The 23,546-nt window shown below is 38.4% G+C and carries 27 protein-coding genes; 17 read left to right on the top strand and 10 right to left on the bottom strand.

The features are described from left to right. Positions 1 to 9 precede the first annotated feature (9 nt). The gene (locus D0T08_RS06855; protein ID WP_116981856.1) at positions 10 to 1,071 is read right to left on the bottom strand and encodes a TerC/Alx family metal homeostasis membrane protein; all 1,062 of its coding nucleotides are present in this window, start codon (positions 1,069 to 1,071) and stop codon (positions 10 to 12) included. 203 nt (positions 1,072 to 1,274) lie between these two features. On the opposite strand from D0T08_RS06855, the gene D0T08_RS06850 reads away from it, so the two are divergent. Continuing rightward, positions 1,275 to 2,012 carry a glycosyltransferase family 2 protein gene (locus tag D0T08_RS06850; RefSeq protein ID WP_116982028.1) on the top strand — a complete coding sequence of 246 codons (738 nt, stop codon included), beginning with the start codon at positions 1,275 to 1,277 and terminating at the stop codon, positions 2,010 to 2,012. 63 nt (positions 2,013 to 2,075) lie between these two features. Here the strand turns inward: D0T08_RS06850 and D0T08_RS06845 are convergent, their stop codons facing one another. Further along, positions 2,076 to 3,356, bottom strand: coding sequence for a metallophosphoesterase (locus D0T08_RS06845; protein WP_116981855.1), 1,281 nt, complete (start codon positions 3,354 to 3,356; stop codon positions 2,076 to 2,078). 265 nt (positions 3,357 to 3,621) lie between these two features. On the opposite strand from D0T08_RS06845, the gene D0T08_RS06840 reads away from it, so the two are divergent. The 6 genes from D0T08_RS06840 (at position 3,622) to purU (ending at position 7,903) form a co-directional block, all read left to right on the top strand. Next, positions 3,622 to 4,179, top strand: coding sequence for a TetR/AcrR family transcriptional regulator (locus D0T08_RS06840; protein ID WP_116981854.1), 558 nt, complete (start codon positions 3,622 to 3,624; stop codon positions 4,177 to 4,179). Between the two features lie 163 nt (positions 4,180 to 4,342). Beyond that, positions 4,343 to 4,861, top strand: a complete 519-nt coding sequence (locus tag D0T08_RS06835) for a DinB family protein (RefSeq protein WP_116981853.1) — start codon at positions 4,343 to 4,345, stop codon at positions 4,859 to 4,861. Between the two features lie 179 nt (positions 4,862 to 5,040). Further along, on the top strand, positions 5,041 to 5,694 hold the full coding sequence (locus tag D0T08_RS06830; protein ID WP_116981852.1) for a thioredoxin family protein: 654 nt from the start codon (positions 5,041 to 5,043) through the stop codon (positions 5,692 to 5,694). Positions 5,695 to 5,793: 99 nt separating this feature from the next. After that, positions 5,794 to 6,609 (top strand): nucleoside triphosphate pyrophosphohydrolase, encoded by an 816-nt coding sequence (gene mazG / locus D0T08_RS06825; protein ID WP_116981851.1) that lies wholly within the window; start codon positions 5,794 to 5,796, stop codon positions 6,607 to 6,609. A gap of 22 nt (positions 6,610 to 6,631) precedes the next feature. Next, positions 6,632 to 7,039: a Holliday junction resolvase RuvX gene (ruvX, locus tag D0T08_RS06820; protein ID WP_116981850.1), complete on the top strand. Its 408-nt coding sequence runs from the start codon at positions 6,632 to 6,634 to the stop codon at positions 7,037 to 7,039. 24 nt (positions 7,040 to 7,063) lie between these two features. Beyond that, positions 7,064 to 7,903: a formyltetrahydrofolate deformylase gene (gene purU / locus D0T08_RS06815; protein WP_116981849.1), complete on the top strand. Its 840-nt coding sequence runs from the start codon at positions 7,064 to 7,066 to the stop codon at positions 7,901 to 7,903. Between the two features lie 166 nt (positions 7,904 to 8,069). Here the strand turns inward: purU and D0T08_RS06810 are convergent, their stop codons facing one another. Further along, positions 8,070 to 9,695, bottom strand: coding sequence for an OmpA family protein (locus tag D0T08_RS06810; protein ID WP_116981848.1), 1,626 nt, complete (start codon positions 9,693 to 9,695; stop codon positions 8,070 to 8,072). A gap of 210 nt (positions 9,696 to 9,905) precedes the next feature. Here D0T08_RS06810 and D0T08_RS06805 point away from each other — a divergent pair, with 210 nt between their 5' ends. Together D0T08_RS06805 and rsgA are read left to right on the top strand one after the other, a co-directional pair. Beyond that, on the top strand, positions 9,906 to 10,886 hold the full coding sequence (locus tag D0T08_RS06805; protein ID WP_116981847.1) for a bifunctional heptose 7-phosphate kinase/heptose 1-phosphate adenyltransferase: 981 nt from the start codon (positions 9,906 to 9,908) through the stop codon (positions 10,884 to 10,886). Positions 10,887 to 11,481: 595 nt separating this feature from the next. Then, entirely contained in the window at positions 11,482 to 12,390 is a 909-nt protein-coding gene (gene rsgA, locus D0T08_RS06800; RefSeq protein WP_116981846.1) for a ribosome small subunit-dependent GTPase A, read from the top strand. 75 nt (positions 12,391 to 12,465) lie between these two features. On the opposite strand, the gene D0T08_RS06795 is transcribed toward rsgA, so the two are convergent. After that, a complete protein-coding gene (locus D0T08_RS06795) occupies positions 12,466 to 13,113 on the bottom strand; it encodes a phosphatase PAP2 family protein (RefSeq protein ID WP_158561209.1) in 648 nt (215 codons plus the stop codon). A gap of 62 nt (positions 13,114 to 13,175) precedes the next feature. Here D0T08_RS06795 and D0T08_RS06790 point away from each other — a divergent pair, with 62 nt between their 5' ends. The 8 genes from D0T08_RS06790 (at position 13,176) to accC (ending at position 19,607) form a co-directional block, all read left to right on the top strand. After that, the gene (locus tag D0T08_RS06790) at positions 13,176 to 13,730 is read left to right on the top strand and encodes a DUF177 domain-containing protein (RefSeq protein WP_116981845.1); all 555 of its coding nucleotides are present in this window, start codon (positions 13,176 to 13,178) and stop codon (positions 13,728 to 13,730) included. A gap of 68 nt (positions 13,731 to 13,798) precedes the next feature. After that, entirely contained in the window at positions 13,799 to 13,990 is a 192-nt protein-coding gene (gene rpmF, locus D0T08_RS06785; RefSeq protein WP_116981844.1) for a 50S ribosomal protein L32, read from the top strand. Between the two features lie 104 nt (positions 13,991 to 14,094). Beyond that, the gene (gene plsX / locus D0T08_RS06780) at positions 14,095 to 15,039 is read left to right on the top strand and encodes a phosphate acyltransferase PlsX (protein ID WP_116981843.1); all 945 of its coding nucleotides are present in this window, start codon (positions 14,095 to 14,097) and stop codon (positions 15,037 to 15,039) included. A 129-nt stretch (positions 15,040 to 15,168) separates the two neighbouring features. Then, positions 15,169 to 16,155, top strand: coding sequence for a beta-ketoacyl-ACP synthase III (locus D0T08_RS06775; protein WP_116981842.1), 987 nt, complete (start codon positions 15,169 to 15,171; stop codon positions 16,153 to 16,155). Positions 16,156 to 16,194: 39 nt separating this feature from the next. Next, on the top strand, positions 16,195 to 16,863 hold the full coding sequence (locus D0T08_RS06770; protein WP_147322722.1) for a hypothetical protein: 669 nt from the start codon (positions 16,195 to 16,197) through the stop codon (positions 16,861 to 16,863). Positions 16,864 to 16,909: 46 nt separating this feature from the next. Further along, positions 16,910 to 17,479: an elongation factor P gene (efp, locus tag D0T08_RS06765; protein ID WP_116981840.1), complete on the top strand. Its 570-nt coding sequence runs from the start codon at positions 16,910 to 16,912 to the stop codon at positions 17,477 to 17,479. Positions 17,480 to 17,677: 198 nt separating this feature from the next. Further along, positions 17,678 to 18,166, top strand: coding sequence for an acetyl-CoA carboxylase biotin carboxyl carrier protein (accB, locus tag D0T08_RS06760; protein ID WP_116981839.1), 489 nt, complete (start codon positions 17,678 to 17,680; stop codon positions 18,164 to 18,166). Positions 18,167 to 18,263: 97 nt separating this feature from the next. Continuing rightward, positions 18,264 to 19,607, top strand: coding sequence for an acetyl-CoA carboxylase biotin carboxylase subunit (gene accC / locus D0T08_RS06755; RefSeq protein WP_116981838.1), 1,344 nt, complete (start codon positions 18,264 to 18,266; stop codon positions 19,605 to 19,607). A gap of 60 nt (positions 19,608 to 19,667) precedes the next feature. Here accC and D0T08_RS06750 read toward each other — a convergent pair whose 3' ends face one another. The 6 genes from D0T08_RS06750 to D0T08_RS06725 form a co-directional block, all read right to left on the bottom strand. Next, positions 19,668 to 20,567, bottom strand: coding sequence for a hypothetical protein (locus D0T08_RS06750; RefSeq protein WP_116981837.1), 900 nt, complete (start codon positions 20,565 to 20,567; stop codon positions 19,668 to 19,670). A gap of 6 nt (positions 20,568 to 20,573) precedes the next feature. Beyond that, positions 20,574 to 20,921: a heavy-metal-associated domain-containing protein gene (locus tag D0T08_RS06745; protein ID WP_116981836.1), complete on the bottom strand. Its 348-nt coding sequence runs from the start codon at positions 20,919 to 20,921 to the stop codon at positions 20,574 to 20,576. Further along, positions 20,918 to 21,145 (bottom strand): YHS domain-containing protein, encoded by a 228-nt coding sequence (locus tag D0T08_RS06740; RefSeq protein ID WP_199538129.1) that lies wholly within the window; start codon positions 21,143 to 21,145, stop codon positions 20,918 to 20,920. Before D0T08_RS06740 ends, D0T08_RS06745 begins: the two co-directional genes overlap by 4 nt. Positions 21,146 to 21,147: 2 nt before the next feature. Next, positions 21,148 to 22,188, bottom strand: a complete 1,041-nt coding sequence (locus D0T08_RS06735; RefSeq protein WP_116981835.1) for a cytochrome-c peroxidase — start codon at positions 22,186 to 22,188, stop codon at positions 21,148 to 21,150. After that, positions 22,188 to 22,994 carry an MbnP family protein gene (locus D0T08_RS06730; RefSeq protein WP_116982025.1) on the bottom strand — a complete coding sequence of 269 codons (807 nt, stop codon included), beginning with the start codon at positions 22,992 to 22,994 and terminating at the stop codon, positions 22,188 to 22,190. The genes D0T08_RS06735 and D0T08_RS06730 overlap by 1 nt, the downstream gene beginning before the upstream one ends. Positions 22,995 to 23,141: 147 nt before the next feature. Then, positions 23,142 to 23,534 carry a hypothetical protein gene (locus D0T08_RS06725; RefSeq protein WP_116981834.1) on the bottom strand — a complete coding sequence of 131 codons (393 nt, stop codon included), beginning with the start codon at positions 23,532 to 23,534 and terminating at the stop codon, positions 23,142 to 23,144. Between the last annotated feature and the right edge of the window lie 12 nt (positions 23,535 to 23,546).

Genomic DNA, 23,546 nt, shown 5'->3' with positions numbered 1-23,546 from the left:
GTAATCTTGTTATGCATTTTGTTTCTTCTCGGGAAATGCTACACTTGCCCCTATACTTACTACCAATATACCCACAATCACTAATAGTGAGTGTACATTCGTAAATCCAACTGACACTAGTTGGTGATGCAAAAGCATTTTGACACCGATAAAGCTTAGTAAAACGCCTAAACCGTATTTCAGGAAGCGGAACAAGCCCATGATACTTGCCAGGAAGAAAAACATAGAACGCAGCCCCATGATGGCAAACACATTAGAGAAGAAAACAATATAAGGGTCTTTAGTAATAGAGAAAATAGCAGGGATGGAGTCAACCGCAAAAACCACGTCGGTACCAGCAATCACCAACATCACCAGAAATAGTGGAGTAATATACCATTTTTTAAATCGCTTATGATATACCAGGAAATGGTCAATCACATTACGTTTATACACATTAAAGTATTTGGAAGCAAACCTCACTACCGGATGTTTGGCCGGATCTATCTCTTCATCTTCTTCTTTATTTCGTAGAATATTAACCCCGGTATAAATCAGGAATGCACCGAAAATATACAGAATCCATTCAAACTCCTGAATCAGGGCCGCACCAACAAAAATGAAAATAAAGCGTAAAATAATAGAGCCTAGAATACCCCACACCAGTACTTTTTTATAAAATCTCTTGTGAACCCCAAAAGAATTGAAAATCAGAATAAATACAAAAATATTATCGACCGACAATGAATATTCTGTCAGGTAACCCGTCAGATAATCAATAGCCATACTATTCTGAAAGGTACGCAGGGCTGCTTCAAAATTTGGTGGGAGTTTCAATGCCTCATAATACTTTTCTTTTACCTCCTGTAAATGAGATGCATCGCTAATATCATGAATCAGATAACCATACTGGCGAAGGAAAAAGAAAAATGCAATGGCCAACGATACCCAGATAGCGCTCCAGATACCAGCTTCTTTAAAACTCACCTCATGGCTTTTTGATCTGCTGAATGCCCCCAAATCAAGCGCCATTACAAACGCTACAAAAATCGAAAACCCTATAAAAAATATAGTCTCACTTGATAATGTCATATTTAAAAAATTGCTATTACGAAGCTTTACTTCGTATGTTAATTGTTATTTTTTGGCATTTAGTTTGCCCGCTTATAACAGGTTAGTAAATAATTTATTCTTGGAAATAAAAAGAATCATGCCCTATTTTACAGCCCAATTCTAAAATGGTGATATTTCACCACAAAATCGGTTGCAAATTAGCACCGAAAACTCGAATATTTATGTATAATAATAAAAAAGTAGTAATTGTGATGCCAGCCTACCGGGCTTCACAAACACTTGAACGCACTTACCGAGAAATTCCATTTGATATTGTTGATGAAGTAATTCTGGTTGACGATTACAGCCCTGATGATACAGCAGAGGTAGCTAAACGACTAAATATTCATCATGTTATCCGTCACGATATAAATAAAGGATACGGCGGAAACCAGAAAACCTGCTATACTAAAGCCCTCGAAATTGGTGCTGATATAGTGGTTATGGTACACCCAGACTACCAATATACCCCTAAATTAATCAGAGCTATGGTAAGCATCATTGGTGAAGATCTATATCCGGTTGTTTTTGGTTCAAGAATCTTAGGTAAAGGTGCATTGAAAGGTGGCATGCCCATGTATAAATATATAGCTAACCGTTTCCTGACCTTTTCGCAAAACTTATTGATGGGACAAAAACTATCAGAATACCATACAGGTTACCGTGCATTTTCTAGACAAGTGTTGGAAACTGTACCTTTCAGGAAATGCGACGACGACTTTATCTTCGACAATGAAATGATAGCACAGATATTCTGGAAAGGTTACGAAATAGCAGAAGTTACCTGCCCGACTAAATATTTTGAAGAAGCATCATCTATTAATTTCGTGAGAAGCTCGAAATATGGTTTGGGTGTACTAAGGGTTTCCCTTCTTTATTTCTTCTCGAAATTAGGAATAAAATGGGATTTGCTTGATTGAAAAACTCCTGCAAATACTATAATAATAGGGCGAATATCTGATCGAATATTCGCCCTGTTTATTTTATACCGATTTCAATTCAAAAATCGTAATCTCCGGATAAATCCCTAAACGACCAGGATAACCTATATAACCGAATCCGCGGTTTACATAGAGTTTCTGGTCTCCCTCTTCATATAAACCAGCCCATTCCTTATACCGCAACTGCACTGGCGACCATTTAAAACTACCTAGTTCTACGCCATATTGCATACCGTGTGTATGACCGGCAAATGCCACATCAATATCTTTATATTTAGGCAATACCTGTGCTCGCCAATGGCTTGGGTCATGAGAAAGCAATAACTTAACCGGATACTCCTGTGTATTGGCAACGGCTTTCTCCATATCTCCATGTTTCGAGAAGCCACCTGCACCCCAGTTCTGAATGCCCAGAATTCCTATTTTTTCACCATCTACTTTCACCTCACGGTGCGAGTCCAGCAACAAATCCCACCCCATCGTTTTATGAGCGCCAATCAAATCTGCCAGGTTCTGACGTTTTTTCTCCAACGACCCCCAATCGGTATAATCGCCATAATCATGGTTACCTAAAGTTGAGAATGTACCTAATGGTGCTTTAATCTTTGAGAAAATCTCAATATAATCTTTCACCTCCGGTGCAATATTATTCACCAGATCGCCGGTAAAGAAAAATACATCAGGTTTTTCCTTCATCAACATCTCTACCCCACCTTTCACGGCTGTTTTATTGAAGAAACTCCCCGAATGAATATCTGAGAGTTGTGCAATGGTCATTCCATCAAATTGCTTAGGCAAGTTTTTCAGCTTAAGCGTTACCCTTCTTAAATGATAATCATGTGCGCCTGACAGAATACCCCATGTCATAGCGCCAATATGCAAACCTCCTAAACCCACAGCGGTTTTAGCCAGAAATTCCGATCGACTGATACCTGTAGACACTGGCTGGAGAGTATCTGTAACAGGAGTTTGGCTTGGAGCAGGTGCACTCTGGAAAAACGAAGCGATCCATCTAAAAAAGCGGATAATATCATCAATAAATAATACCAATACCGAAAATATTTTTGATATATAAATAATGAAGACACCCGCCATTAAAAATGTACGAAAGCTAGCCTTGATAGGAGGGGCAGCAGGTGCGTAAGTTAAAGCAGCTATAAATGCTATGATTGAAACGATAGTTAAACCCCAATACCCATAACCGACTACTCGTTGTGTAAGCACACTTGACGAGCGTATCAGTAATTTAACTGCCTGCCAGACATATAAGTCAATCAAAAAAAATACGACTACCGCAATGGGAAGTCCAAAAGCTCTATTCATATCGTTATGATAGTGTTTGTAAAAACCAATGAAAACACAACGGTTTTATTAAAAATATGGTTTCACCAGCCATTTTTTTAATATCTATATATGATGAAAGGCATATTTTCAGGTAAAATAGGCATTAATCGCCTATAAATGGAAATCTTATAATAATTATATTTCAAGCCTCTTAACAAATTTACCTACCAATCGTTTGGTAAAATCAAAACTCTTTGTACATTTGTAAGGTTACTCGTCAATTGATTTTATTTGTCAGATATAAATGCCGATTCAGAAAGTTACAAAGGAGGAAATCTTGTTAAAGTCGTCAGATATTTTTCGTACCAAGGGATATCATAATACCTCTATGCAAGACCTCGCTCAGAATTGTGGTTTATTAAAAGGGAGTCTCTATCATTACTTCCCAAGTAAAGAAATGCTAATGAAAGACCTTTTAGTCTGGATTCATAATTATCTGAAAGAAAGAGTTTTTCCGATTGCACAAGATATGAGTTTTACGCCCGAAGAGCGTATGGGAAAGCTTCTGAAAAAAATGGGACGATTACTTTTAGAGAAAGAGGGTGGCTGCCTGGTAGGAAATACAACCCTTGAAACTGTAGGCGTAATACCCGAATTTCATGAAGTATTGAAAAATATCATGAACGATTGGACATTGGCCCTGCAGCAAATTTTCATGACACAAAAGGATGCAGAAACCTCATTCAAACTGGCTCAATTAACTATTATGGAATTTGAGGGGGCAGTTATGTTCTCGAAATTATATGGCGACAGACAGTATCTCTATGATGCCTTTGCCCGTACCATGTTGAAATTGCAATAAGAATATTAGATTAATAAAGACTCAGGGATTAATCTTTTTAAGAAATAGAAACGAACGTTTGGTATAATATCAATTCAAAGATTTTAATAGTGCGTTAACAGGTAATAGGTCAGGGAACGTGCCGTGTACGTTCCCATGATTTCACCACTTAATATCAAAAATCATGAAAAAACCGGAACTAAAAGAAGCTTTAACAGAACGTTTCAGCAGTATTGCACAAACAGTAGAAGGTGTTGACGAAACTAGATTCTTTGTCTCCATTGGTGAGAAATGGTCAATTGCTGAAAATATCCTCCACCTCACACAATCCGTCAAAGGTTTTAACCAAGGATTATCATTCCCGAAAGAAGTATTGGTAAGGCAATTTGGCAAAATTGATCGCCCCAACCTGGATTATGATGGAGTCGTAAACGCCTATCTGAATGCTTTGGGAACAGGTATTAAAGCCAGTGGTGCTTTTGTGCCGACATTGCCCGAAAATCCATCAAAGGCTATTCTGGTTGCCAGTTTCATCAAACACCATGAAATACTTGCCAATTATTTAGATGAATGGTCAGAAGCAGAATTGGATGATGTAGCTATCAAACATCCTGTTTTAAAGCTTATGACCATCAGAGAAATGTATTACTTTATGCATTATCATATAGGGCATCATCATCAGGCTATTCAGAAAGGAGTTTAAGAAAACTATTCATTTTTGATCAAAACAACTCCGCCCAAACACAATCCAATATATTCAGTGTTTATCTGCTAAAAGATATTTACATTTGTCTGATGATTAAATTTAAACTATCGGTATTAAAATAAATCTAATATACGTACGTTAAGTTTATCAGATTTTTCTGACAAAAATCTCATGACATGAAAAAGAAAATAGGGTTTGTTCTGAGTTTACTGGTAGGATTGGGGTTTTACTCTCTCCCAGCATTTGCTTTGGCCAATGAGCTTCCTGAAACACCCTTGAAAAGATTGGCAGGTTATGGTATCGGTGATGCCGTAGCTGATTTCAAGCTGAAAAATGTAGATGGAAAAACAGTCTCTTTGAATGATTTCGCTTCTGCAAAGGGCTTTATTGTAGTTTTTATCTCTAACCACTGCCCATTCTCAAAGTCTTACGAAGATAGAGTAATAGATATTGACAAAAAATACTCTTCACAAGGTTATCCGGTTATTGCTATTAACCCAAATGACCCTGAGGCTTACGAAGAAGATTCTTTTGTGAATATGCAGGCAAGGGCGAAAGAAAAAGGTTATACTTATCCTTATCTGACTGATAATACGCAGGCTGTTACCAAAGCATTTGGCGCCATGCGTACCCCACATGCCTTTGTACTGAATAAAGAAAATGGTAAAATCATTGTGCACTATATCGGTGCCATTGATGACAATCCCCAAGACCCTTTCAATGTAACCAAGCATTTTGTAACTGATGCAGTAAACAGTTTACTATTGGGCAAGCCAGTAGTAACACCTACTACTAAAGCCATTGGTTGCGCTATTAAATGGAAGACCTAATGAGATTCACTCATTGATTAATATTTTGCCATCTGTTTGTTTCAGGTGGCTTTTTTGTTTTTTATTCCCGAACTTTGCAAAAATTACCAGAATTAATTTATGAGCAATAAACTCCCTTTGTTATTTCCTCCTGAACGCATGGAGAAACTCATGGCTTTCGACCGATTGCTGACAATTATGGACGAACTGAGAGAGCAATGTCCATGGGATAAAAAGCAAACGATGGATACTCTGCGTCACTTAACCATTGAGGAAACCTATGAGCTATCGGATGCCATTCTAGAGAAAGACCTGCCAGAAATCAAAAAGGAATTGGGTGATATTATGCTCCATCTGGTTTTCTATGCAAGAATTGCTTCTGAAACCAGAGATTTTGATGTGGCTGATGTATTGAATGCTATCTGCGATAAACTCATATCTCGCCACCCACATATCTATGGCGATGTGAAAGTGGAAAACGAAGAGCAGGTAAAACAGAACTGGGAACAACTGAAATTAAAAGAGGGGAATAAATCTGTGTTAGGCGGAGTACCACAATCTTTACCGGCATTAGTAAAAGCTATGCGTATACAGGAAAAAGCCAGAGGTGTAGGGTTCGACTGGGAAGAGAAAAGCCAGGTTTGGGGTAAGGTAGAAGAAGAAATGCAAGAGTTTAAAGAGCTATTCAATGCCGAAAAAGAGGAGGTAATTGATGCGGAAGAGGCAGAAGCCGAATTTGGTGACCTGCTGTTCTCTCTGGTAAACTATGCTCGATTCATCAATCTGAATCCTGAAACGGCTCTGGAGCGTACCAATAAGAAGTTTATCAAACGTTTTCAATACCTTGAACAAAAAGCCAAAGAAGCCAATAAAAATCTGAAAGATATGACTCTGTCCGAAATGGATATCTTTTGGGAAGAGGCCAAACGTATTTAGTCCACTTAAACAGTAGAATCAATTGCCAAGAATACTCGCCATCGATTATGGAGCTAAACGCACAGGCTTAGCAGTAAGCGACCCTCTCAAAATCATTGCCTCAGCATTAGAAACCGTACCTAGCGAAACATTGATTGCCTATCTGAAAAAATATACGCAATCAGAAGAAGTAGAGGCATTTGTAGTAGGTATGCCCAAAAATCTGGATGGCTCTGATACGCATGGCACAAGCTATGTTAACCGATTACTAGAGGAATTAAAAGCACATTTTCCGAATATACCTGTTCATCTGCAAGATGAGCGGTTTACCTCAAAAATAGCAGTTCAGACTATGGTTGCCGGAGGAATGAAGAAAAAAGACAGGCAGGTGAAGGGTAATGTTGATAAGATAAGCGCTGTGATTATATTGCAGGGATTTATGGGTATATAATATTTGAAGATTCAGCAGATAAGTATGATAAAGCATATTCTTTTAATGGACGGCCCTGATGCCAAAGGTCTCATTTTTCTTGTTACGAGTGTATTGTATAAAAACGAATGTAATATTCTGTCGCAGGATGAATATGTGAGTCCTGACGGACAGTTTTTTATGCGTACAGAGTTTGTAGCACCTCCAGAATTAGACCCTGAGAAAGTATTGAAGGACCTTCGGGAGAATATTCTTTCTACGGCTATTAATCTCAGGATAAATCCTAAAAAGAAAAAAGATATAGTAGTGCTATGCACTAAGGAACATCACTGTCTATCTGATTTGCTTATCCGTTATAATTTCGATGAACTGGATGCCAATATTCTGGCGGTGGTAAGTAATTATAATGTTCTGCAGCCTTTGGTAAGTAAATTTGGTATTCCTTTTCATTATGTGAGCCATGAGCATAAGACCCGAGAGCAACATGAAGAGGCTATCTTACGTACTTTAGAGATTTATCAACCGGAGTATGTGGTTCTGGCTAAATATATGCGTATTCTATCCCCTGAATTTGTGACGCATTATCCGAATAAGATTGTTAATATCCACCACTCTTTCTTACCTGCTTTTATTGGGGCTAACCCATATAGGCAAGCCTATGAAAGAGGTGTAAAAATCATAGGAGCAACCGCTCACTTTGTGAATAACAATTTAGACGAAGGCCCGATTATTGCCCAGAATATCAAGAACGTAGACCATAAATATACCTATATGGATATGGCACGGGATGGCAAAGAAGTAGAAAAATCTGTATTAACCCAGGCTCTGAAACTGGTATTTAATGATAGGGTTTTTATCTATGGGAACAGGACTGTGATATTGTAGATGTTTTTTCGTCTTGAACTGTGATTAATCTGATTTTAAGAACTCTTTAGCATTTACAAGCTATTAAAATCATAAAAAGTAATAAGCGAAATCAAATTAATCAGCCGCGGCGGAGGACCGCTAAATCACAGTTCAGACAATATAGTCAATCAAAGTTCAGGCCATCTTACTTCCGCACAATAACTATCTGCACACGGCGGTTTAGTGCCCTACCCTCTTCAGTATCATTTGGTGCAATCGGTTTAGTTTCACCGAAACCTACACTGGTTACCCTTGCCGCCTGAATTTTCTTAGAAACCAAATATTTACGCACTGCTTCTGCTCTGTCTTGTGATAGTTTCAAATTACTTTCATTAGAACCCACATTATCAGTATGCCCTTGAATCTCTAACACCAGATTAGGATTGCCTTTCATATCATCAACAATTCTGTCAAGTTCAGGATAAGAGTCTGAGCGTAACGTAGCTTTGGCATACTCAAAGAAGATATTATTTAAAGGAACTACTACCCCTACTTCAATAGGTGCCAGTTTAAGCAAATCATTTTTATACTCCTTATATTCCTTTATTTCGGTCAAATCAAGCGATTTTTCAATGGCTATAAACTCTTTAGCCTCAGCTCTATAGCTGTATTTAGCACCGTAAGGCAATACAATCTTCCACTCGCCGGTGGCAGGATTTGTAAAGGCTTCTCCTTCCTCTCCATTAGATAAAGATTTGTAAATAACCTTAGCATCAGGAATTGGTTTTCCCGTTTTGTCGTCAACTACCCTCCCGCTCACAATTACTACCGGGGTTGGTGCTAAACTATTAGGGTCAATAGGTGTACCGCCATTATCTAAATTCTTTTGCTCTGCCGATTTATCAGAGGTCTGGAGCCCTGCTACCACAGGTTCCTGTTTTTTCTCTTCACGCAATTTAAAACGGACAATATCTCCTTTTCCTACCGAGTTTTTCTTCGTACTCACATACGCATATTCTCCTGAAGCAGCTACGGAAAACGAATATTCATTAGCATCAGTATTTACTTTGTCTCCCATGTTTACAGGTTTCGACCACTTCGTCCAGCTTCTGTCTTTACGTTTGGCTACCCAGATATCTGTTCCGCCTAATCCTCCGTCTTTTCTATCTGATGCAAAGTATAAAGTATAGTTATCTGATGCCAGGAAAGGAGTAGTCTCAGTGCTTCCGGTATTAATATCAGAGCCTAAGCTCTCAGGTTTCGACCATTTCCCGTCTCTTGATAAAAACGAGACAAACAAATTATCTTCTTTTGAATTTTTCTTTTCACTAAATGCCAGTATAAGGGTCTTACCATCATTGGATAAACAAGCTGTCAGGTATTGACCTTTGCAGATTTCATCAAACTTCGGAATCACTATCTGTTCAGGCTCCGACCATCCGGTCTTGGTTCTTTTACACATCGATATTCCCGCCATATTTTCTCTGCGCCCATTGTGATAAACTCCTGAAATCAGAATCTTATTACCATCAGGTGTGATACTGAATAAGTCGTTGTACTGGTCTTTATTAATAGTGTTAGGCATTCTGCGGGCAATTGTCCAGTTGCCGTCATCACGTTTTTCCGAATACCATACATCCTGGCTACCCTTAGTACCAAAGCTATTGGACGGGTGGCTTACCCTTACAAAATACAAAGTTTTATCGTCAGGTGCGATGATAGGATTCAATTCGTTGAACTCAGTATTAATGGCAGAGCCTAATTGCTCCAATTTTTGAGCATTGGCATAAAAAGAACTTAGTACAGCTAATAAAAGGATACTATAACGCATAGTTTTGTTGGTAGTCGGTATGGCAAATATAATCTTTATATATCAGATTATCGTGTTTCTGTAATCTTATCTATTAAAAGTAATCGCTTACAAATAACGCAATCTCTCTGCCAAAATGTATGATTTTGAAAAAAAATCGTTTAAAATCCTTACTTTTGCATCTTCGAAATTAATAGCAACAACTATCGGTAATACGAAATCCATATTTGAATGACAGTCAATCAAATTTTTGATTCTTTTGATAATCTGCGAGTCTTAATTATAGGTGATGTAATGATTGACTCTTATATATTCGGAAAAGTAGAAAGAATTTCGCCGGAAGCTCCCATACCGGTGGTGAATGTAAAACGCAAGGAAATACGTCTGGGTGGCGCCGGAAACGTAGCCATGAATATAAAATCTTTAGGCGCTATACCTGTTTTATGTTCGGTAATCGGGGCAGACTCTGAAGCAAAAGACCTAATCGAATTGTTGAATACCAGTCAACTACCAGCCGAGGGCATTATACAGAGCCCTAATCGGGTAACGACAGTAAAACAGCGGATTATGGCAGGCTCTCAACATGTAGTAAGAATAGATTCTGAAATGGATTCATTAATCAATGCGGAAGAAAGAAGCCAGTTGATAGAAAAAGCCAAATCTTTGATTCCGACATGCGATGTAGTCATATTTGAAGATTATGATAAAGGCGTTTTAGACCAGTACAGTATTCAGGAGATTGTGGCTTTTGCTAAAGAGCATCAGAAACCTACGATTGTTGACCCTAAAAAACGTAATTTTGCCCATTATCAGGGGACAGATTTATTTAAACCAAATCTGAAAGAATTGAAAGAGGGTCTGAAAATAGATTTCAATGCGGATAGTCTGGAAGAAGTGAAAACGGTAGTAGCGGAAGCGAAAAAGGCATTAGGTGTAAACGGCATCTTCCTGACGTTATCTGAAAGGGGCGTTTTTATTGATTTTCAGGATGAAGTGCATCATATATCAGCGCATTTAAGAAGTATTACTGATGTGTCTGGCGCAGGTGATACGGTGGTAAGTATTGCAGCCATTTGTTTAGGACTGAGATTATCACCTAAAACTATTGCAGAATTATCGAATTTAGGAGGAGGCCTGGTTTGTGAGTCTGTTGGAGTAGTACCTATTGAGAAAGCGAAGCTGAGAGCAGAATACCAGAAAAATATACAATAAGAAGTCACTAAGGGCGTACATACGCACGCCCTTAGTGATTGGACAAAAGACTCTCAGCATTTGCCTGGCATAATGGAGAATCTGATATGTGAGTAAAATGCTTTTGGCTACAATTCATGTGAGCTAAAAATTATCTTACATAAGGTCTGTAATAAGGTAATGTTGGTTTGGTTTTCTTAGTTAAAGAAAAAACGACAACTCCCACAGCTACAGCAGCGATTCCGACTAAAACTCCCTTTTTCATGGTTGTATAAGATTTGTTTAAATAATAGATGATTCTATAATTAATAAACGTAAGAAGTGAACAAAACGTTGTGACAAACACTTAAAAACTTCTTAAAATTCTATTTAACGGTAATTTTCTTAATTTTATCCTATACAATTCGTAGATAATAGTGAAATTTACCTTAAATTTTAGTTTCAGATAAACGATTGTCATAAAAGCGCTTTATTAGAGCAGGCCAGCTTTTAAAAATAAACTGATTATACGAATTGTTTTGTTTTTAAGATTAATTTAAGTTTTATTATTTTTGTTATATTTATTATCTGAATTATTAAAGTCTAGCAAGTTTTGAGCCAGAATATAGGTTTAGTCATGCGTTCTACGGGTTCCTGGTATGATGTTCGTACGCAGGAAGGGCATATTTTGCAGTGCCGGTTGAAAGGAAAGTTTAAAATAAAAGATTTAAAAGTAACAAACCCCATAGCTGTAGGCGACAAAGTGGCGTATGATATTGAGAGCGAAACCGAAAATACTGGTATAATCTACGATATTCTTCCCCGGGAAAACTATATTATCCGTCAGTCAGTACATAAAGCAGCACATGGGCATTTATTAGCTTCGAATCTCGATCAGGCTGTTTTGATTGCTACGCTTACTTTTCCGAGAACTTCTTTGGGCTTTATTGACCGCTTTCTGGTAACCGCAGAAGCCTTCCGTATCCCAACGGTTCTGGTCTTTAATAAACTGGATATTTTAGACAATGAAATGATAGCTTATCAGGAAGAACTTGCCGACCTATACGAAAGCCTGGGATACCAATGTTTGTTTACTTCTGCCATTAATAATATAGGGGTAGATGCTTTCAGTAAGTTGCTCAAAGGAAAAGTAACATTGCTATCAGGTCATTCAGGTGTTGGTAAATCTACTTTGGTCAATGCCATTGCTCCTAATTTGGATTTGCGTACTTCTGAAATTTCGACCTTTGCCAATAAAGGGGTACATACCACCACTTTTGCTGAAATGTTCGAAATCGATTCTGAGACCTTTATCATTGACTCACCAGGTATCAAAGAATTAGGATTGGCAGATATGGAAAAAGAAGAAATCAGTCATTACTTCCCTGAAATGAGAGAATTGCTTGGTGAATGTCGTTTCCACAATTGCCTGCATATTGATGAGCCTAAATGTGCCGTAAAAGATGGTGTTGTAGAGGGCACTATTGCTGAGAGCCGATATAGTAGCTATTTAAGTATGGCTTTAGGTGAGGATAATAGGAAGTAGCCAATTGTGGCGCCAACTTCCAGTTCGCGGTTGGCTTTAATATTGGCGATAATCATTAGAATTATTCTTTCTCTTCTAAACTGCGAACGGGCGGCCGCCGCGCGGACGTTCGCGCCACAGAAAAACTATCCCTAACACCACAGCTACTCCCAAAATACTCCCTGCAAAAACATCTCTTGGGAAATGTTGAAATAAATAGACTCTCGAATATCCAATCAGCATCCCTAAAGCCAGCCACAAAAAGCCAAGCCTGTTGTTTTTAGCTACCAGCATATAAAAACAGGCAAAGGCAAAACCAGTAAAGGTATGCCCTGACGGAAAACTCTGCCAGTGATGTATTTCTAAACCTCGAATGGTATGAATGGCTCGACCGCTATGCTCATAGACTTCCATAGGCCTTGGTAGGTTAAAAAGATTTTTGAGTGCAATAGAAATAATTCCTTTGGTAATCCAAATAATTATAAGCATTATTGCTTTAGTTTTTACGTCTTTTTTTTCTTTGAAATACTGATAAAGGTAGACTATTAATGGTACTAACCAGAAGCCATCTTCACCTAAAAGCGTAATATACTGAAAGAAAGTATCAAGGAAAGGGCTATTGTGTCGGTTAACCCAAAACATCATCTCGGTTGGTGAAAAAGCGAGTTGTAAACAAGCCAGAATAATCAACCAAAAGAAAAACAGGGTAAAAAACACACGATGACTTCTAAGAATTTTAAGCATTTTCTTTAAAAACTTTCTTAATTCCAAAATTAGCAGTAAATTTGCAACCTTTCTGTAAAAACGTGAGCAAGGTAACATCAAAATACGACATCCACATTCAAGGCCTCGAAAATAATAAGCGTTATACTTATGAATTTGAAGGCGGCAATGAATTTTTCGAGTTTTTTGAGCAGGAAATTATTACAAGTGGCCATTTTAAAGCCCAGGTAGTAATTGAGAAGAATTCGGCGCTTATGCAACTGTTTTTTGACATTGAAGGGGTAGTAGGATTAACTTGTGACAGAAGTCTTGAGCCATTCGACGAGCCCATTCATGTGAATGAGAAATATATCTATAAGTTTGGCGACAGATTTGAAGAAATCACCGACGAAATAGAGATTATTCCTCAAAATACCGCAACTATTAATATTGCCCAGCACATTTATGACTTTATCGGGGTTTCGCTTCCTATGAAGAAATTACACCCCCGATTCAGAAATGAAGAAGAGCAAGAGGACGATAAATTTATTTATTCGACAGACGAAGGTTCGGAAGAACAAGAAAAGAAAGATGAAGCTATTGACCCACGCTGGGCAGCTCTCTTATCGCTGAAGAATCCAAAAGACGGACAAAATTAAGTTAATATAAAGTACAAAATATTAATACTGTCTTGGGAAAGACGGTATTAGTTTAATTAAATAGAACAATGGCACATCCAAAACGAAGACATTCCTCAGCAAGAAGAGATAAACGTAGAACACACGATGCTTTATCAACGAAAGCATTGTCGGTAGATGCATCGACAGGTGAAATTCACCTACGTCACCGTGCGCACGTATTTGAAGGAAATTTATATTACAAAGGTAAATTAGTGGTTGAAAGCTACGAAAAAGCGTAAGACTTTATCGTAACTACTTGCTTCTGACAATTTACCTGAGTAGATTACGCTCTCGAAAACCAATCGGAAACAAGCAAACATTTATTCACTAAAGCCATTCCTTTATGAAAATTGCCGTTGATGTTATGGGAGGCGATTTTGCTCCCAAAGCCATTATCGAAGGTGCCGTAATAGCTGCTAATCATTTGCCTGAAGGTACGAAGCTCGTATTGGTAGGCAAGCAGGGAGTGATGTTAGATATTTTAAGAACCTTGAAATATCCTGCTCATGCTATTGAAATGGTTAATGCCGATGACATTATCGAGATGAGTGAGCATCCTACAAGGGCATTTTCTCAAAAACCCAATTCCAGCATTGGAGTTGGGTTTAAGCTTTTAAAAGAAAAGCAGGTAGATGCGTTTTGTAGTGCAGGGAATACGGGTGCAATGATGGTAGGTTCGCTGTTTACATTAAAAACAGTAGGCAATATCCAACGCCCACCTATTGCCGGCTTTTTCCCACTAAAAAATGGTGGATATAGCCTTATGCTCGATATAGGTGCTAATGCTGACTGCAAGCCGGAAGTATTAGCTGAGTTTGCAGAGTTAGGGTCTCTTTATGCCAAATTTGCCTTTGGTATTGAGCGCCCGAAAGTAGCCTTGTTGAATATAGGTGAAGAAGAACAAAAAGGTTCAACCGTTGTTCAGGCAGCTTATCAGTTATTAAAAATCAGTAAGAAGATAAACTTTATCGGTAATGTAGAAGGTCGCGATTTGTTTGATGGCAAAGCCGACGTGATTGTTACAGAAGGGTTTACCGGAAACGTGATTTTTAAAATGGGTGAGTCTTTATACGACTATGCTGCAGAGCAAGGCATCCATGATCCTTTGATTGACCGCATGAACTACGAAGTAGGCGGCGGAAGCCCGATTATCGGTATCAAAGGCAATGTAATTGTAGCACACGGCATCTCAAGCCCTGAAGCTATCAAAAACATGATTCTACTTGCCAAGCGTCAGGTAGACTCAAAGGTAACCGAACAAATTGTAGAAGCATACGAAAACAGATAAGCCCGTAGTGTATAACATTACAGGCTTATTTTTTGTTAATAAAAATACTTTTCCTACTGATAAACTAACCCCAGTAACGAAAAGAAACCTAAATTTCTCCTTCTGTAAGGGGTTGGACAAAATCGTACAATGAAACTTAGAGCAGCTATCACAGGTGTTCATGGCTACTTGCCAGAAGATATTTTGACAAACGAAGACTTATCTAAGATTGTAGAAACCAGTGATGAGTGGATAACCACCCGAACAGGTATCAAACAGCGTCATATACAACGTGGAGAAGGTTTAGCCACCTCGCACATGGCAGCTGAAGCCGTAAGAGGCCTCCTCAAAAAAACAAACACTCAGCCCGAAGAAGTAGATTTAGTGATATGTGCGACGGTAACCCCAGACTACATGTTTCCTTCAACAGCCAATCTGGTTTGTACTCAGGTTGGTATACCTACCATTGGTAGTTTCGATATTCTGGCAGCCTGTTCAGGTTTCTTATATGCCTTATCGATAGGTTCACAATTTATCGAATCAGGCAGATATAAAAAAGTGATTATTATCGGTGCAGATAAAATGTCTGCAATCGTTGACTATACCGACCGCACCACCTGCGTATTATTTGGCGATGGTGCAGGTGCCGTGATGCTTGAGCCTACAACTGAAGAGAATGGGCTGATGGATTTTCTACTACGTTCTGACGGATCTGGTGAAAATCATTTAATCATGAAAGGTGGCGGAAGTCGTTTCCCTGCTTCTCATGAAACTGTTGACCAACGCTTACATTACATTCATCAGGAAGGCCCATCGGTATTCAAGTTTGCAGTAACCAATATGGCTGATATTTCCGCCGAAATTATGGAACGCAACAGACTTACCGGCGATGATATTGCCTGGTTAGTACCACATCAAGCCAATAAACGGATCATTGATGCAACTGCCCGTCGTATGGGCATTGGCGATGAAAAAGTAATGCTGAATATCCAGAATTACGGCAACACTACTGCCGGTACTATTCCGCTTTGCCTTTTCGATTACGAAAAGCAACTGAAAAAAGGTGATAACCTTATTCTGGCAGCTTTTGGTGGCGGTTTTACGTGGGGTTCTGCCTATATTAAGTGGGCGTACTAAGAAAGTAAGAAATAACACTATCTATCACAACGCAGTAAAATGAAAAAATTACTGGTATTAATCATAGCCCTGTTAGGGTTAAATGTTTCATTTGCTCAGCGAATGAGAGTTAATGAGAACTATTCTTTAACCTATGGTTTTGGCAAAAAGACTTCGGTTCCGTCTTTTATGTATAGCCAGACTTTAGTGATGGGCAAGAAAGGTGGTTTTGCAGTCGGGACGGGTTTTAGAGTAGGCGCTTTTTCGGCAAAGGGTAAAACCTATACAGGAATGGAATCGAAAAACAAGAATGTGAGCCTTGTCCCTTACCCAAAAGCAAACGCAACTTTCATTAACATTCCATTGGTTGTGGAATTACAGTCTAAAAAAATACTCATTGGCGCTAATTTCGATTTAATCGGGTTTGCCTTTGGAAAAACTAGAGATTCGTTAATTGTAAATAACAAAAGTGGGCAGGTTTTAGACTCATTAAGTGTAAGACCACCAAATTTAAACCTGGCTTTTGGCGGCAGGGGTACTACTAATAATGAAATTTACATTGGTTTCAGACCTCAGGACGGTTTCACACTCAGAGTAGGTGTGAGTTTCATGTTTAGCCAGTACAACGCACGCTATCGCAGAAACGGTAAGGATGTTGATTTCGGACGTTTCAAATATGATGTTCCGATGATGCCTTTTGTGAGTATGGTCTTTAATTTTGAAAGATAAATATATTTGATAATTAAGCTTTATTATAGTTAATAACTAATTAGTAATGGCAACAACAGCAGATTTTAGAAATGGCCTTTGTCTAGATTGGAACAATGATCTATATACAATTGTAGAGTTTCAACATGTAAAACCAGGAAAAGGACCAGCTTTCGTTAGAACAAAACTTCGTAACCTTCGTACAGGCAGAGTAATTGATAATACATTCAACTCTGGTGTAACAGTTACTACAGCAAGAATAGAAAAAAGACAATACCAGTTTCTTTACAAAGACGAAACAGGTTTCAACTTTATGGAAACCGAAACATTCGAACAGGTAAATATCGAAGATAAACTGGTTCCACAAGCTGACCTATTAAAAGAAGGACAGCAAGTAGATATTCTGGTACACGCTGAAACTGAAACTATTCTGAGTGTAGAGTTACCTGCTTATGTAGAGCTAAGAGTAACTTATACTGAACCGGGCGTAAAAGGTGATACCGCTAACAGCCCGTCGAAACCGGCAACTGTTGAAACAGGCGCAACTATTAAAGTACCTCTTTTTATTGAAAACGACGAGTTGATTCGCGTAAATACATCTACTTACGAATACGATTCGAGAGTAAAAGAGAAATAAAATATTTATAAAAGACGACATCGCATTTGTACAGAAATAAGGAGTGAGTAAAACTGATTAAGGGTTTTTTAATCCTGAAATCGAGTATAAGCATTCCGGATTTCTTTGGGGGTGTCGTCTTTATTTTTACTTTTGTAGGAGAATACTCCTGAAACCAGATAAAAATACTCAATTACAAACGACAAATCTTTACCCTTCATGGAAACAAAAGACATTCAGAAACTGATCGACTTTATTGCTCAATCAGGATTAGATGAAGTAAATATCGAAACATCGGAGTTAAAACTGGCTATTAAGCGCTATTCAAACGTAGCACCTGTAGCGGTTCAGGCAGCACCCGCTCCTGCTATTCAGGCTCCTGTTTCTGCCCCAATCCCTGCTGCTCCGGTAGCTCCTGCCATTCAGCCTGCAGCACCTGCGGCTCAACCTGCCGCTGTAGATACAAACAAACTGATTACGATTAAATCTCCAATGATTGGAACATTCTACCGCTCAGCAGGCCCTGATAAACCGTTCTTTGTAGAAGTAGGTGATGAAATCTCATCGGGTAAAGTGGTTTGTATCATTGAAGCAATGAAGCTGTTTAACGAAATCGAATCAGAGATTTCAGGAAAAATTGTGAAAATACTGGTTGAGAATGCTTCACCTGTTGAGTTCGACCAACCATTGTTCTTAGTAGAACCTTGATAGGTCTGACTTATAGAATTGGTATCATAACATTTTTCTGTAAAGTTTGTTAATTGATTCAATAGCCGAAACGCTTACAATACCTAATTGACACTATATGTTCAAGAAAATACTTATAGCCAACCGTGGTGAAATTGCCCTGCGTATCATCAGAACGTGTAAAGAGATGGGCATAAAAACCGTGGCTGTTTATTCAACTGCCGACCGAGACAGTTTACACGTACGTTTTGCCGACGAAGCCGTTTGTATTGGCCCAGCAGTCAGCAAACAATCGTATCTGAATATCCCAAATATTATCTCTGCTGCCGAAATCACCAATGCCGATGCAATCCATCCGGGTTATGGTTTCTTGTCAGAAAATGCTGAGTTTTCAAGAATCTGTGCCGAATATGGTATCAAGTTCATTGGAGCAACCGCCGAGCAAATCAACTATATGGGTGATAAAGCTACGGCAAAAGCAACCATGAAAGACTCAGGCGTACCTGTTATTCCGGGTTCTGAAGGATTGCTGGAATCGGTTGAAGAAGGCAAGAAAATAGCTGCAGAAATCGGATATCCGGTTATTGTGAAAGCAACTGCCGGAGGTGGTGGCCGTGGTATGCGTATTATCAAAAACGAAAGTGAGTTCGAAAAAGCCTGGGACGATGCCAAAATGGAATCAGGAGCCGCTTTCGGTAACGATGGCTTATATCTGGAGAAATTTGTAGAAGAGCCTCGCCACATCGAAATTCAGGTAGTTGGTGACCAATACGGCAAAGTATGCCACTTATCAGAGCGCGATTGTTCTATCCAACGCCGTCACCAGAAATTAGTAGAAGAAACACCCTCTCCGATTGTTACGCAGGAATTGCGCGAGAAAATGGGTGAAGCAGCCATTAAAGGTGCTGCAGCTATCGGTTATGAAGGTGCCGGAACTATCGAGTTCCTGGTAGATAAACACGGCCAGTTCTATTTCATGGAAATGAACACCCGTATTCAGGTTGAGCACCCGATTACTGAAGAAGTAACTGATTTTGACTTAATTAAAGAGCAGATAAAAGTAGCGGCGGGCGTACCGATTTCAGGCAAAAACTATTTCCCGAAATTGTATGCGATGGAGTGCCGTATCAATGCCGAAGATCCGGGCAATAATTTCCGTCCGTCTCCAGGTAAAATCACGAATCTTCATTTACCGGGTGGACATGGAGTAAGAGTTGATAGCCATGTGTATGCAGGCTATACCATTCCGCCAAACTACGACTCTATGATTGCCAAGTTAATTGTAACAGGCCAATCAAGAGAAGAAGTGATTACCCGTATGAAACGCGCCTTACAGGAGTTTGTGATTGAAGGAGTTAAAACTACCATTCCTTTCCACATAAAACTCATGGAAGACGAACAATTCAAATCGGGTCATTTCACTACCAAATTCTTAGAAAGCTTCGATTTCAGCGATTTATAAACTCAAATGCCCTCATTCACATGAGGGCATTTTTTAAGAAATTACACTGTTATCTTCCCATTAAAAATTCACCGTTAAGTTTACACCCCATTGCGGTAAAGACTTTAGTTCTCCCTCTCCCAGATTCTGATAAACAGGAAGTCGATAAGAAAAACCAACATTGAATCTACTATAGTACATTTCAAGTCCTGTATTGGCCAATGCTGCAAAGCCGCCTGTCTGTGAGTTTCGTTGCCCTTCTTTTATATCTCTGAAACCGTAATCCATTAAGACACCTGCATTGGGCATGATAGAGAAAACTCCCCAATTTTTAGAATAAAAAGCTGTCAATGAACCGTTAATACGATTACCGAAACGATATTTATCATTGCTTCTGGTTGAAATCCTACCACCGATTTCTGTGTTTAACCCCCAGTCATGGACTTTAATGGTATGAATGGCACTTAGCAGGAAATCGGTGCTTCCTGTTCCTAACTGAAAGTTCGGATTAATTTCATCTTCATATCCGTACTCAAATTTTCCGGTTGCTAATTTTACGCCTCCGCCAATCATCAGACTCTGGTAAATATGGCTGGTATTGGTTGTGTCCATAAATGTATTAAACACATTGACATGCCCTAAAATAATGGCATCGCCAAGGCCGTTTTTCAAGCTCTCGGCGCCGCTATTTTTCAATACCTGATGATTGGAATTATAAGGTAAAAAAACCATTACCTGAACTTTTTTTACAGGATAAAACCGCCCCCATAATTCAACGGTCTGATACGTTTCCCGGGTTTGCAGAAGAACGCTATTCAGGTGTGAATCGTAAGTCCGGTGTCTGTATCTGAGCCCTATAAATTGCGTTCCTGCGCGAGGGGTAAGGCCGACAAAGGCACTGCCATTGGCACAACCACATATATCGCAGGCCAGTGTATCAAACTGGGTTATAATCAGTACTAAAACGAGTAATTTTTTCATTTCATTCTATTTACAAATAGTGATGTTACTTTCACAACAATACCTTAAAAGTTCTCTTTTCTTTACATCTGCTTTTAATTCGTCGGCATCGTAGCCAATCGAAATGATGTATTGTTTCAATTTTTCGGGATTGGTTTTGGTGGCATCATACGAAATCCTGATCGTGTCTTTTATCCAATCAACTTTTACGTCTTTTACACCTTTCTCAAAATATATATTTTTTCCTAACTTAAACTGACATATATTACAAATGCGTCTGGTCTTAATAATACAGTCAGAAAACTTATCATTCCCAAAAGTCAAAAGACCTGACAAGTTAAAAGTTAAAGTTGAGATGAATTTTTTCCGATTCATTTCTTTATATATTTCTCAGGGTCTTTATCGAATTTCTCTTTGCAGGACTTACTACAAAAGCCCTGTTGCTTTTCTTTATTCACACTTACAAGCGATGTGCCTTTTTTTACCTTCATGCCACACACGGGATCTTTCCCATCTTTTTCTAATTTTGCAGTTGGTTCCTGACTAATGACCTTGAAAACAATCATTCCGAACAATAGAGAAGCAAAGTATTTTTTCATGTTTAAATACCAAATTTTTTGTTTTTTAAAAATTCTTCATCTGTTAGCGTTTTGAGAAAGGCAGTTAATTTTGCTTTCTCATCTTTATTGAGTGCGATACCTAAGGTTTGATTATTTTTTAGTGAGCTATCTAATGATTTTGACTCTATTACCCCATCTGTATAATGATTCAAGACCGCATCAAGGCTATAGAAACGGCCATCGTGCATATAAGGTGCTGTAATGGCGACATTTCTCAAACTCGGTACTTTAAATCTATAACTATCTTCTTCCAATGCCGTAATTCGTTGTCTCCCTGTGTCCTCTTTATTATAAACAGGCAATCCATTATTGCGGTAAGAAAGGTCTGTAAATAGCTCTCCTGAATGGCAGGAAGCACATTTCTGTTTAAAGATTGCTAAACCTTCCAATTCATCAGGTGTCAGCGTTCCACCTGTTTCTTTTCTTACATACTTATCATAACGCGAATTGGCTGATACTAAGGTAAGCATAAACTGCGAAAGTGCTTTTAGGAATCTTTCAGTCGTAATTTCCTTACTCCCGTAAGCTTTCTGAAAAAGCGTAGTATATTTTTCCTGTTTACGAAGTTTCTCTAGAACATTTCCTAATTTTTCATCCATTTCTACGGGATTTTCAATCGGGGCAATAGAGAATAAATCTAAATCAAAAACACCCCCATCCCAAAAAAACTCTTTTTGAAAAGCCATATTCTGAATGGGCATAGAATTTCTGATGCCTATTTTATTGTCAATACCATGACTTAAATCATGACCATGATGTGTAAATGCAGACGGTTGGCTATGGCACTCAGCACACGAAATGGTACCATCTCTAGATAAATTCCCATCAAAGAAGAGTGTCTTCCCTAATTCTATACCATTCTTAGTAAGAGGGTTTTTCGAAAAATCATATACTGGCTTTGGAAAATTAGCGGGAACTGCGAAAAGTTCCTCCGGCTCAATTACCTGAGAGTTGTCTTTAGAACAGGCAACCCCCAGATAAATTAAACTACTGATAGCCAGGACAAGGAATTTTGATTTCATCAGTCTTTTTCATTGTGAACGTGGTCAACAATAAAACTTTTAGCATAGTTCTGGCCAATTGGGATACCAGCCTCTGCCGCATGAACCATATAGGTTTTAGCAATGCTGATTTGATTTACCCCACTAAAAACCTTCTGAATATCATTAATAATATGGATTTGCGGAGCAGTATTGGCTCTTACCTGCGCAGTGGTAGTCATGGGTAAGGTTATAGTTTTCAGGTTATTAGGGGTTTTACCTGTCATACCTCCAAAGCCACCTACATGGTACTGATATTCTGTCGTATTCATCATATTTGGTGGTATGGCTGTTGATTTTCCTTCCATTTTAAAGAAAATATAGCCCGAATTCCACGACCAATACATATTATCGTCACCATAAGAAGCGGGGTCAAGTACACCCTTACGTTGGCTAACGTCGGATACAGATTTTAAACTATCCACACCGATTATATACGAAACCTGATTGTAGTTTCCGGCCGGAACATTGTCTAGTTTAATAAGCCATGAAGTTGGGTCTGAATGTTTTACCAGAAAGTATTTATCTGTAAATTTTACTATCTCACCATTTTCATTTTTAAGAGAAATATTAGAGACGAAGTAATTAAGGCGGGTAACTGTAAAATCTTCATTGAGTGCATTTTTTGCTGTTGTTGTGCCCAGGACTAACTTCTGGTCGCCAACCCGATTATCAAATTCGAGCGTAACGGTATTTTTATCATTAGGATTAATTGCATCATCTTTCTGGCATGAAACAATGATAGCAGATACAAAAAGAGCAATAAGTAAATATGAGAATTTTTTCATTAGTGTAAATGTATAATCACGTGTTTTGATGATATAGGCAATCATATCCCAGCAAACACTGATGATTTGTTTTGAAATAAAATGTATAGAAATAGATAAATAGCCACCCGAAAAAGTCTGGCTATACAACATCAATAATAGAATGTATTATTGGAATGATGGGGGATGAAAAAAAGAAGATGAAAAATCGATGGTTGTTTTTTCTGTAAAAGGATAATTAGTAACAGAAAAATCTTTAATCTCAATCACATTAGCAAAATCAAAATAGCTTTGACTTTCAAATGTGTTTACTTCTATAAGTTTATAAATAAAATTCTGAAGGGCGCTTTGTTCTTCTTTTTCGGTCTGTGTATTGATTTTTTTAGCCAAAAAACATTTACCATCGCAATGTAATTCGGGCTTATTTTTATTAACGCAGTAGTTTTTGATAATAAAGTCTTTACGGATTTCATAATCCAGGCAAATAAAAGGCACTACAAATGATTTCACCACCAAAGCGAGTGAGAGAAATATAAGTCCTATTTGCTTAAATTTAAACATGGGTACAAATGT

The organism is Emticicia sp. C21, from assembly GCF_003418935.1.
In the GTDB taxonomy this organism is placed as follows: domain Bacteria; phylum Bacteroidota; class Bacteroidia; order Cytophagales; family Spirosomataceae; genus Emticicia.
This window is presented reverse-complemented; position numbering and strand designations above follow the sequence as displayed.

What these genes read in the sequence shown, in the direction of transcription:
- D0T08_RS06850 (WP_116982028.1), top strand. Translation starts at nt 1,275, where the DNA reads ATGTATAATAATAAAAAAGTAGTAATTGTGATGCCAGCCTACCGGGCT.
- efp (WP_116981840.1), top strand. Translation starts at nt 16,910, where the DNA reads ATGGCAACAACAGCAGATTTTAGAAATGGCCTTTGTCTAGATTGGAAC.
- D0T08_RS06735 (WP_116981835.1), bottom strand. Translation starts at nt 22,188, where the DNA reads ATGAAATCAAAATTCCTTGTCCTGGCTATCAGTAGTTTAATTTATCTG.
- D0T08_RS06835 (WP_116981853.1), top strand. Translation starts at nt 4,343, where the DNA reads ATGAAAAAACCGGAACTAAAAGAAGCTTTAACAGAACGTTTCAGCAGT.
- purU (WP_116981849.1), top strand. Translation starts at nt 7,064, where the DNA reads ATGATAAAGCATATTCTTTTAATGGACGGCCCTGATGCCAAAGGTCTC.
- D0T08_RS06725 (WP_116981834.1), bottom strand. Translation starts at nt 23,534, where the DNA reads ATGTTTAAATTTAAGCAAATAGGACTTATATTTCTCTCACTCGCTTTG.
- D0T08_RS06750 (WP_116981837.1), bottom strand. Translation starts at nt 20,567, where the DNA reads ATGAAAAAATTACTCGTTTTAGTACTGATTATAACCCAGTTTGATACA.
- D0T08_RS06795 (WP_158561209.1), bottom strand. Translation starts at nt 13,113, where the DNA reads ATGCTTAAAATTCTTAGAAGTCATCGTGTGTTTTTTACCCTGTTTTTC.
- D0T08_RS06775 (WP_116981842.1), top strand. Translation starts at nt 15,169, where the DNA reads ATGAAACTTAGAGCAGCTATCACAGGTGTTCATGGCTACTTGCCAGAA.
- rsgA (WP_116981846.1), top strand. Translation starts at nt 11,482, where the DNA reads ATGCGTTCTACGGGTTCCTGGTATGATGTTCGTACGCAGGAAGGGCAT.
- D0T08_RS06730 (WP_116982025.1), bottom strand. Translation starts at nt 22,994, where the DNA reads ATGAAAAAATTCTCATATTTACTTATTGCTCTTTTTGTATCTGCTATC.
- D0T08_RS06855 (WP_116981856.1), bottom strand. Translation starts at nt 1,071, where the DNA reads ATGACATTATCAAGTGAGACTATATTTTTTATAGGGTTTTCGATTTTT.
- D0T08_RS06740 (WP_199538129.1), bottom strand. Translation starts at nt 21,145, where the DNA reads ATGAAAAAATACTTTGCTTCTCTATTGTTCGGAATGATTGTTTTCAAG.
- D0T08_RS06830 (WP_116981852.1), top strand. Translation starts at nt 5,041, where the DNA reads ATGAAAAAGAAAATAGGGTTTGTTCTGAGTTTACTGGTAGGATTGGGG.
- plsX (WP_116981843.1), top strand. Translation starts at nt 14,095, where the DNA reads ATGAAAATTGCCGTTGATGTTATGGGAGGCGATTTTGCTCCCAAAGCC.
- D0T08_RS06805 (WP_116981847.1), top strand. Translation starts at nt 9,906, where the DNA reads ATGACAGTCAATCAAATTTTTGATTCTTTTGATAATCTGCGAGTCTTA.
- D0T08_RS06745 (WP_116981836.1), bottom strand. Translation starts at nt 20,921, where the DNA reads ATGAATCGGAAAAAATTCATCTCAACTTTAACTTTTAACTTGTCAGGT.
- D0T08_RS06840 (WP_116981854.1), top strand. Translation starts at nt 3,622, where the DNA reads ATGCCGATTCAGAAAGTTACAAAGGAGGAAATCTTGTTAAAGTCGTCA.
- mazG (WP_116981851.1), top strand. Translation starts at nt 5,794, where the DNA reads ATGAGCAATAAACTCCCTTTGTTATTTCCTCCTGAACGCATGGAGAAA.
- rpmF (WP_116981844.1), top strand. Translation starts at nt 13,799, where the DNA reads ATGGCACATCCAAAACGAAGACATTCCTCAGCAAGAAGAGATAAACGT.
- D0T08_RS06845 (WP_116981855.1), bottom strand. Translation starts at nt 3,356, where the DNA reads ATGAATAGAGCTTTTGGACTTCCCATTGCGGTAGTCGTATTTTTTTTG.
- D0T08_RS06770 (WP_147322722.1), top strand. Translation starts at nt 16,195, where the DNA reads ATGAAAAAATTACTGGTATTAATCATAGCCCTGTTAGGGTTAAATGTT.
- accC (WP_116981838.1), top strand. Translation starts at nt 18,264, where the DNA reads ATGTTCAAGAAAATACTTATAGCCAACCGTGGTGAAATTGCCCTGCGT.
- accB (WP_116981839.1), top strand. Translation starts at nt 17,678, where the DNA reads ATGGAAACAAAAGACATTCAGAAACTGATCGACTTTATTGCTCAATCA.
- D0T08_RS06810 (WP_116981848.1), bottom strand. Translation starts at nt 9,695, where the DNA reads ATGCGTTATAGTATCCTTTTATTAGCTGTACTAAGTTCTTTTTATGCC.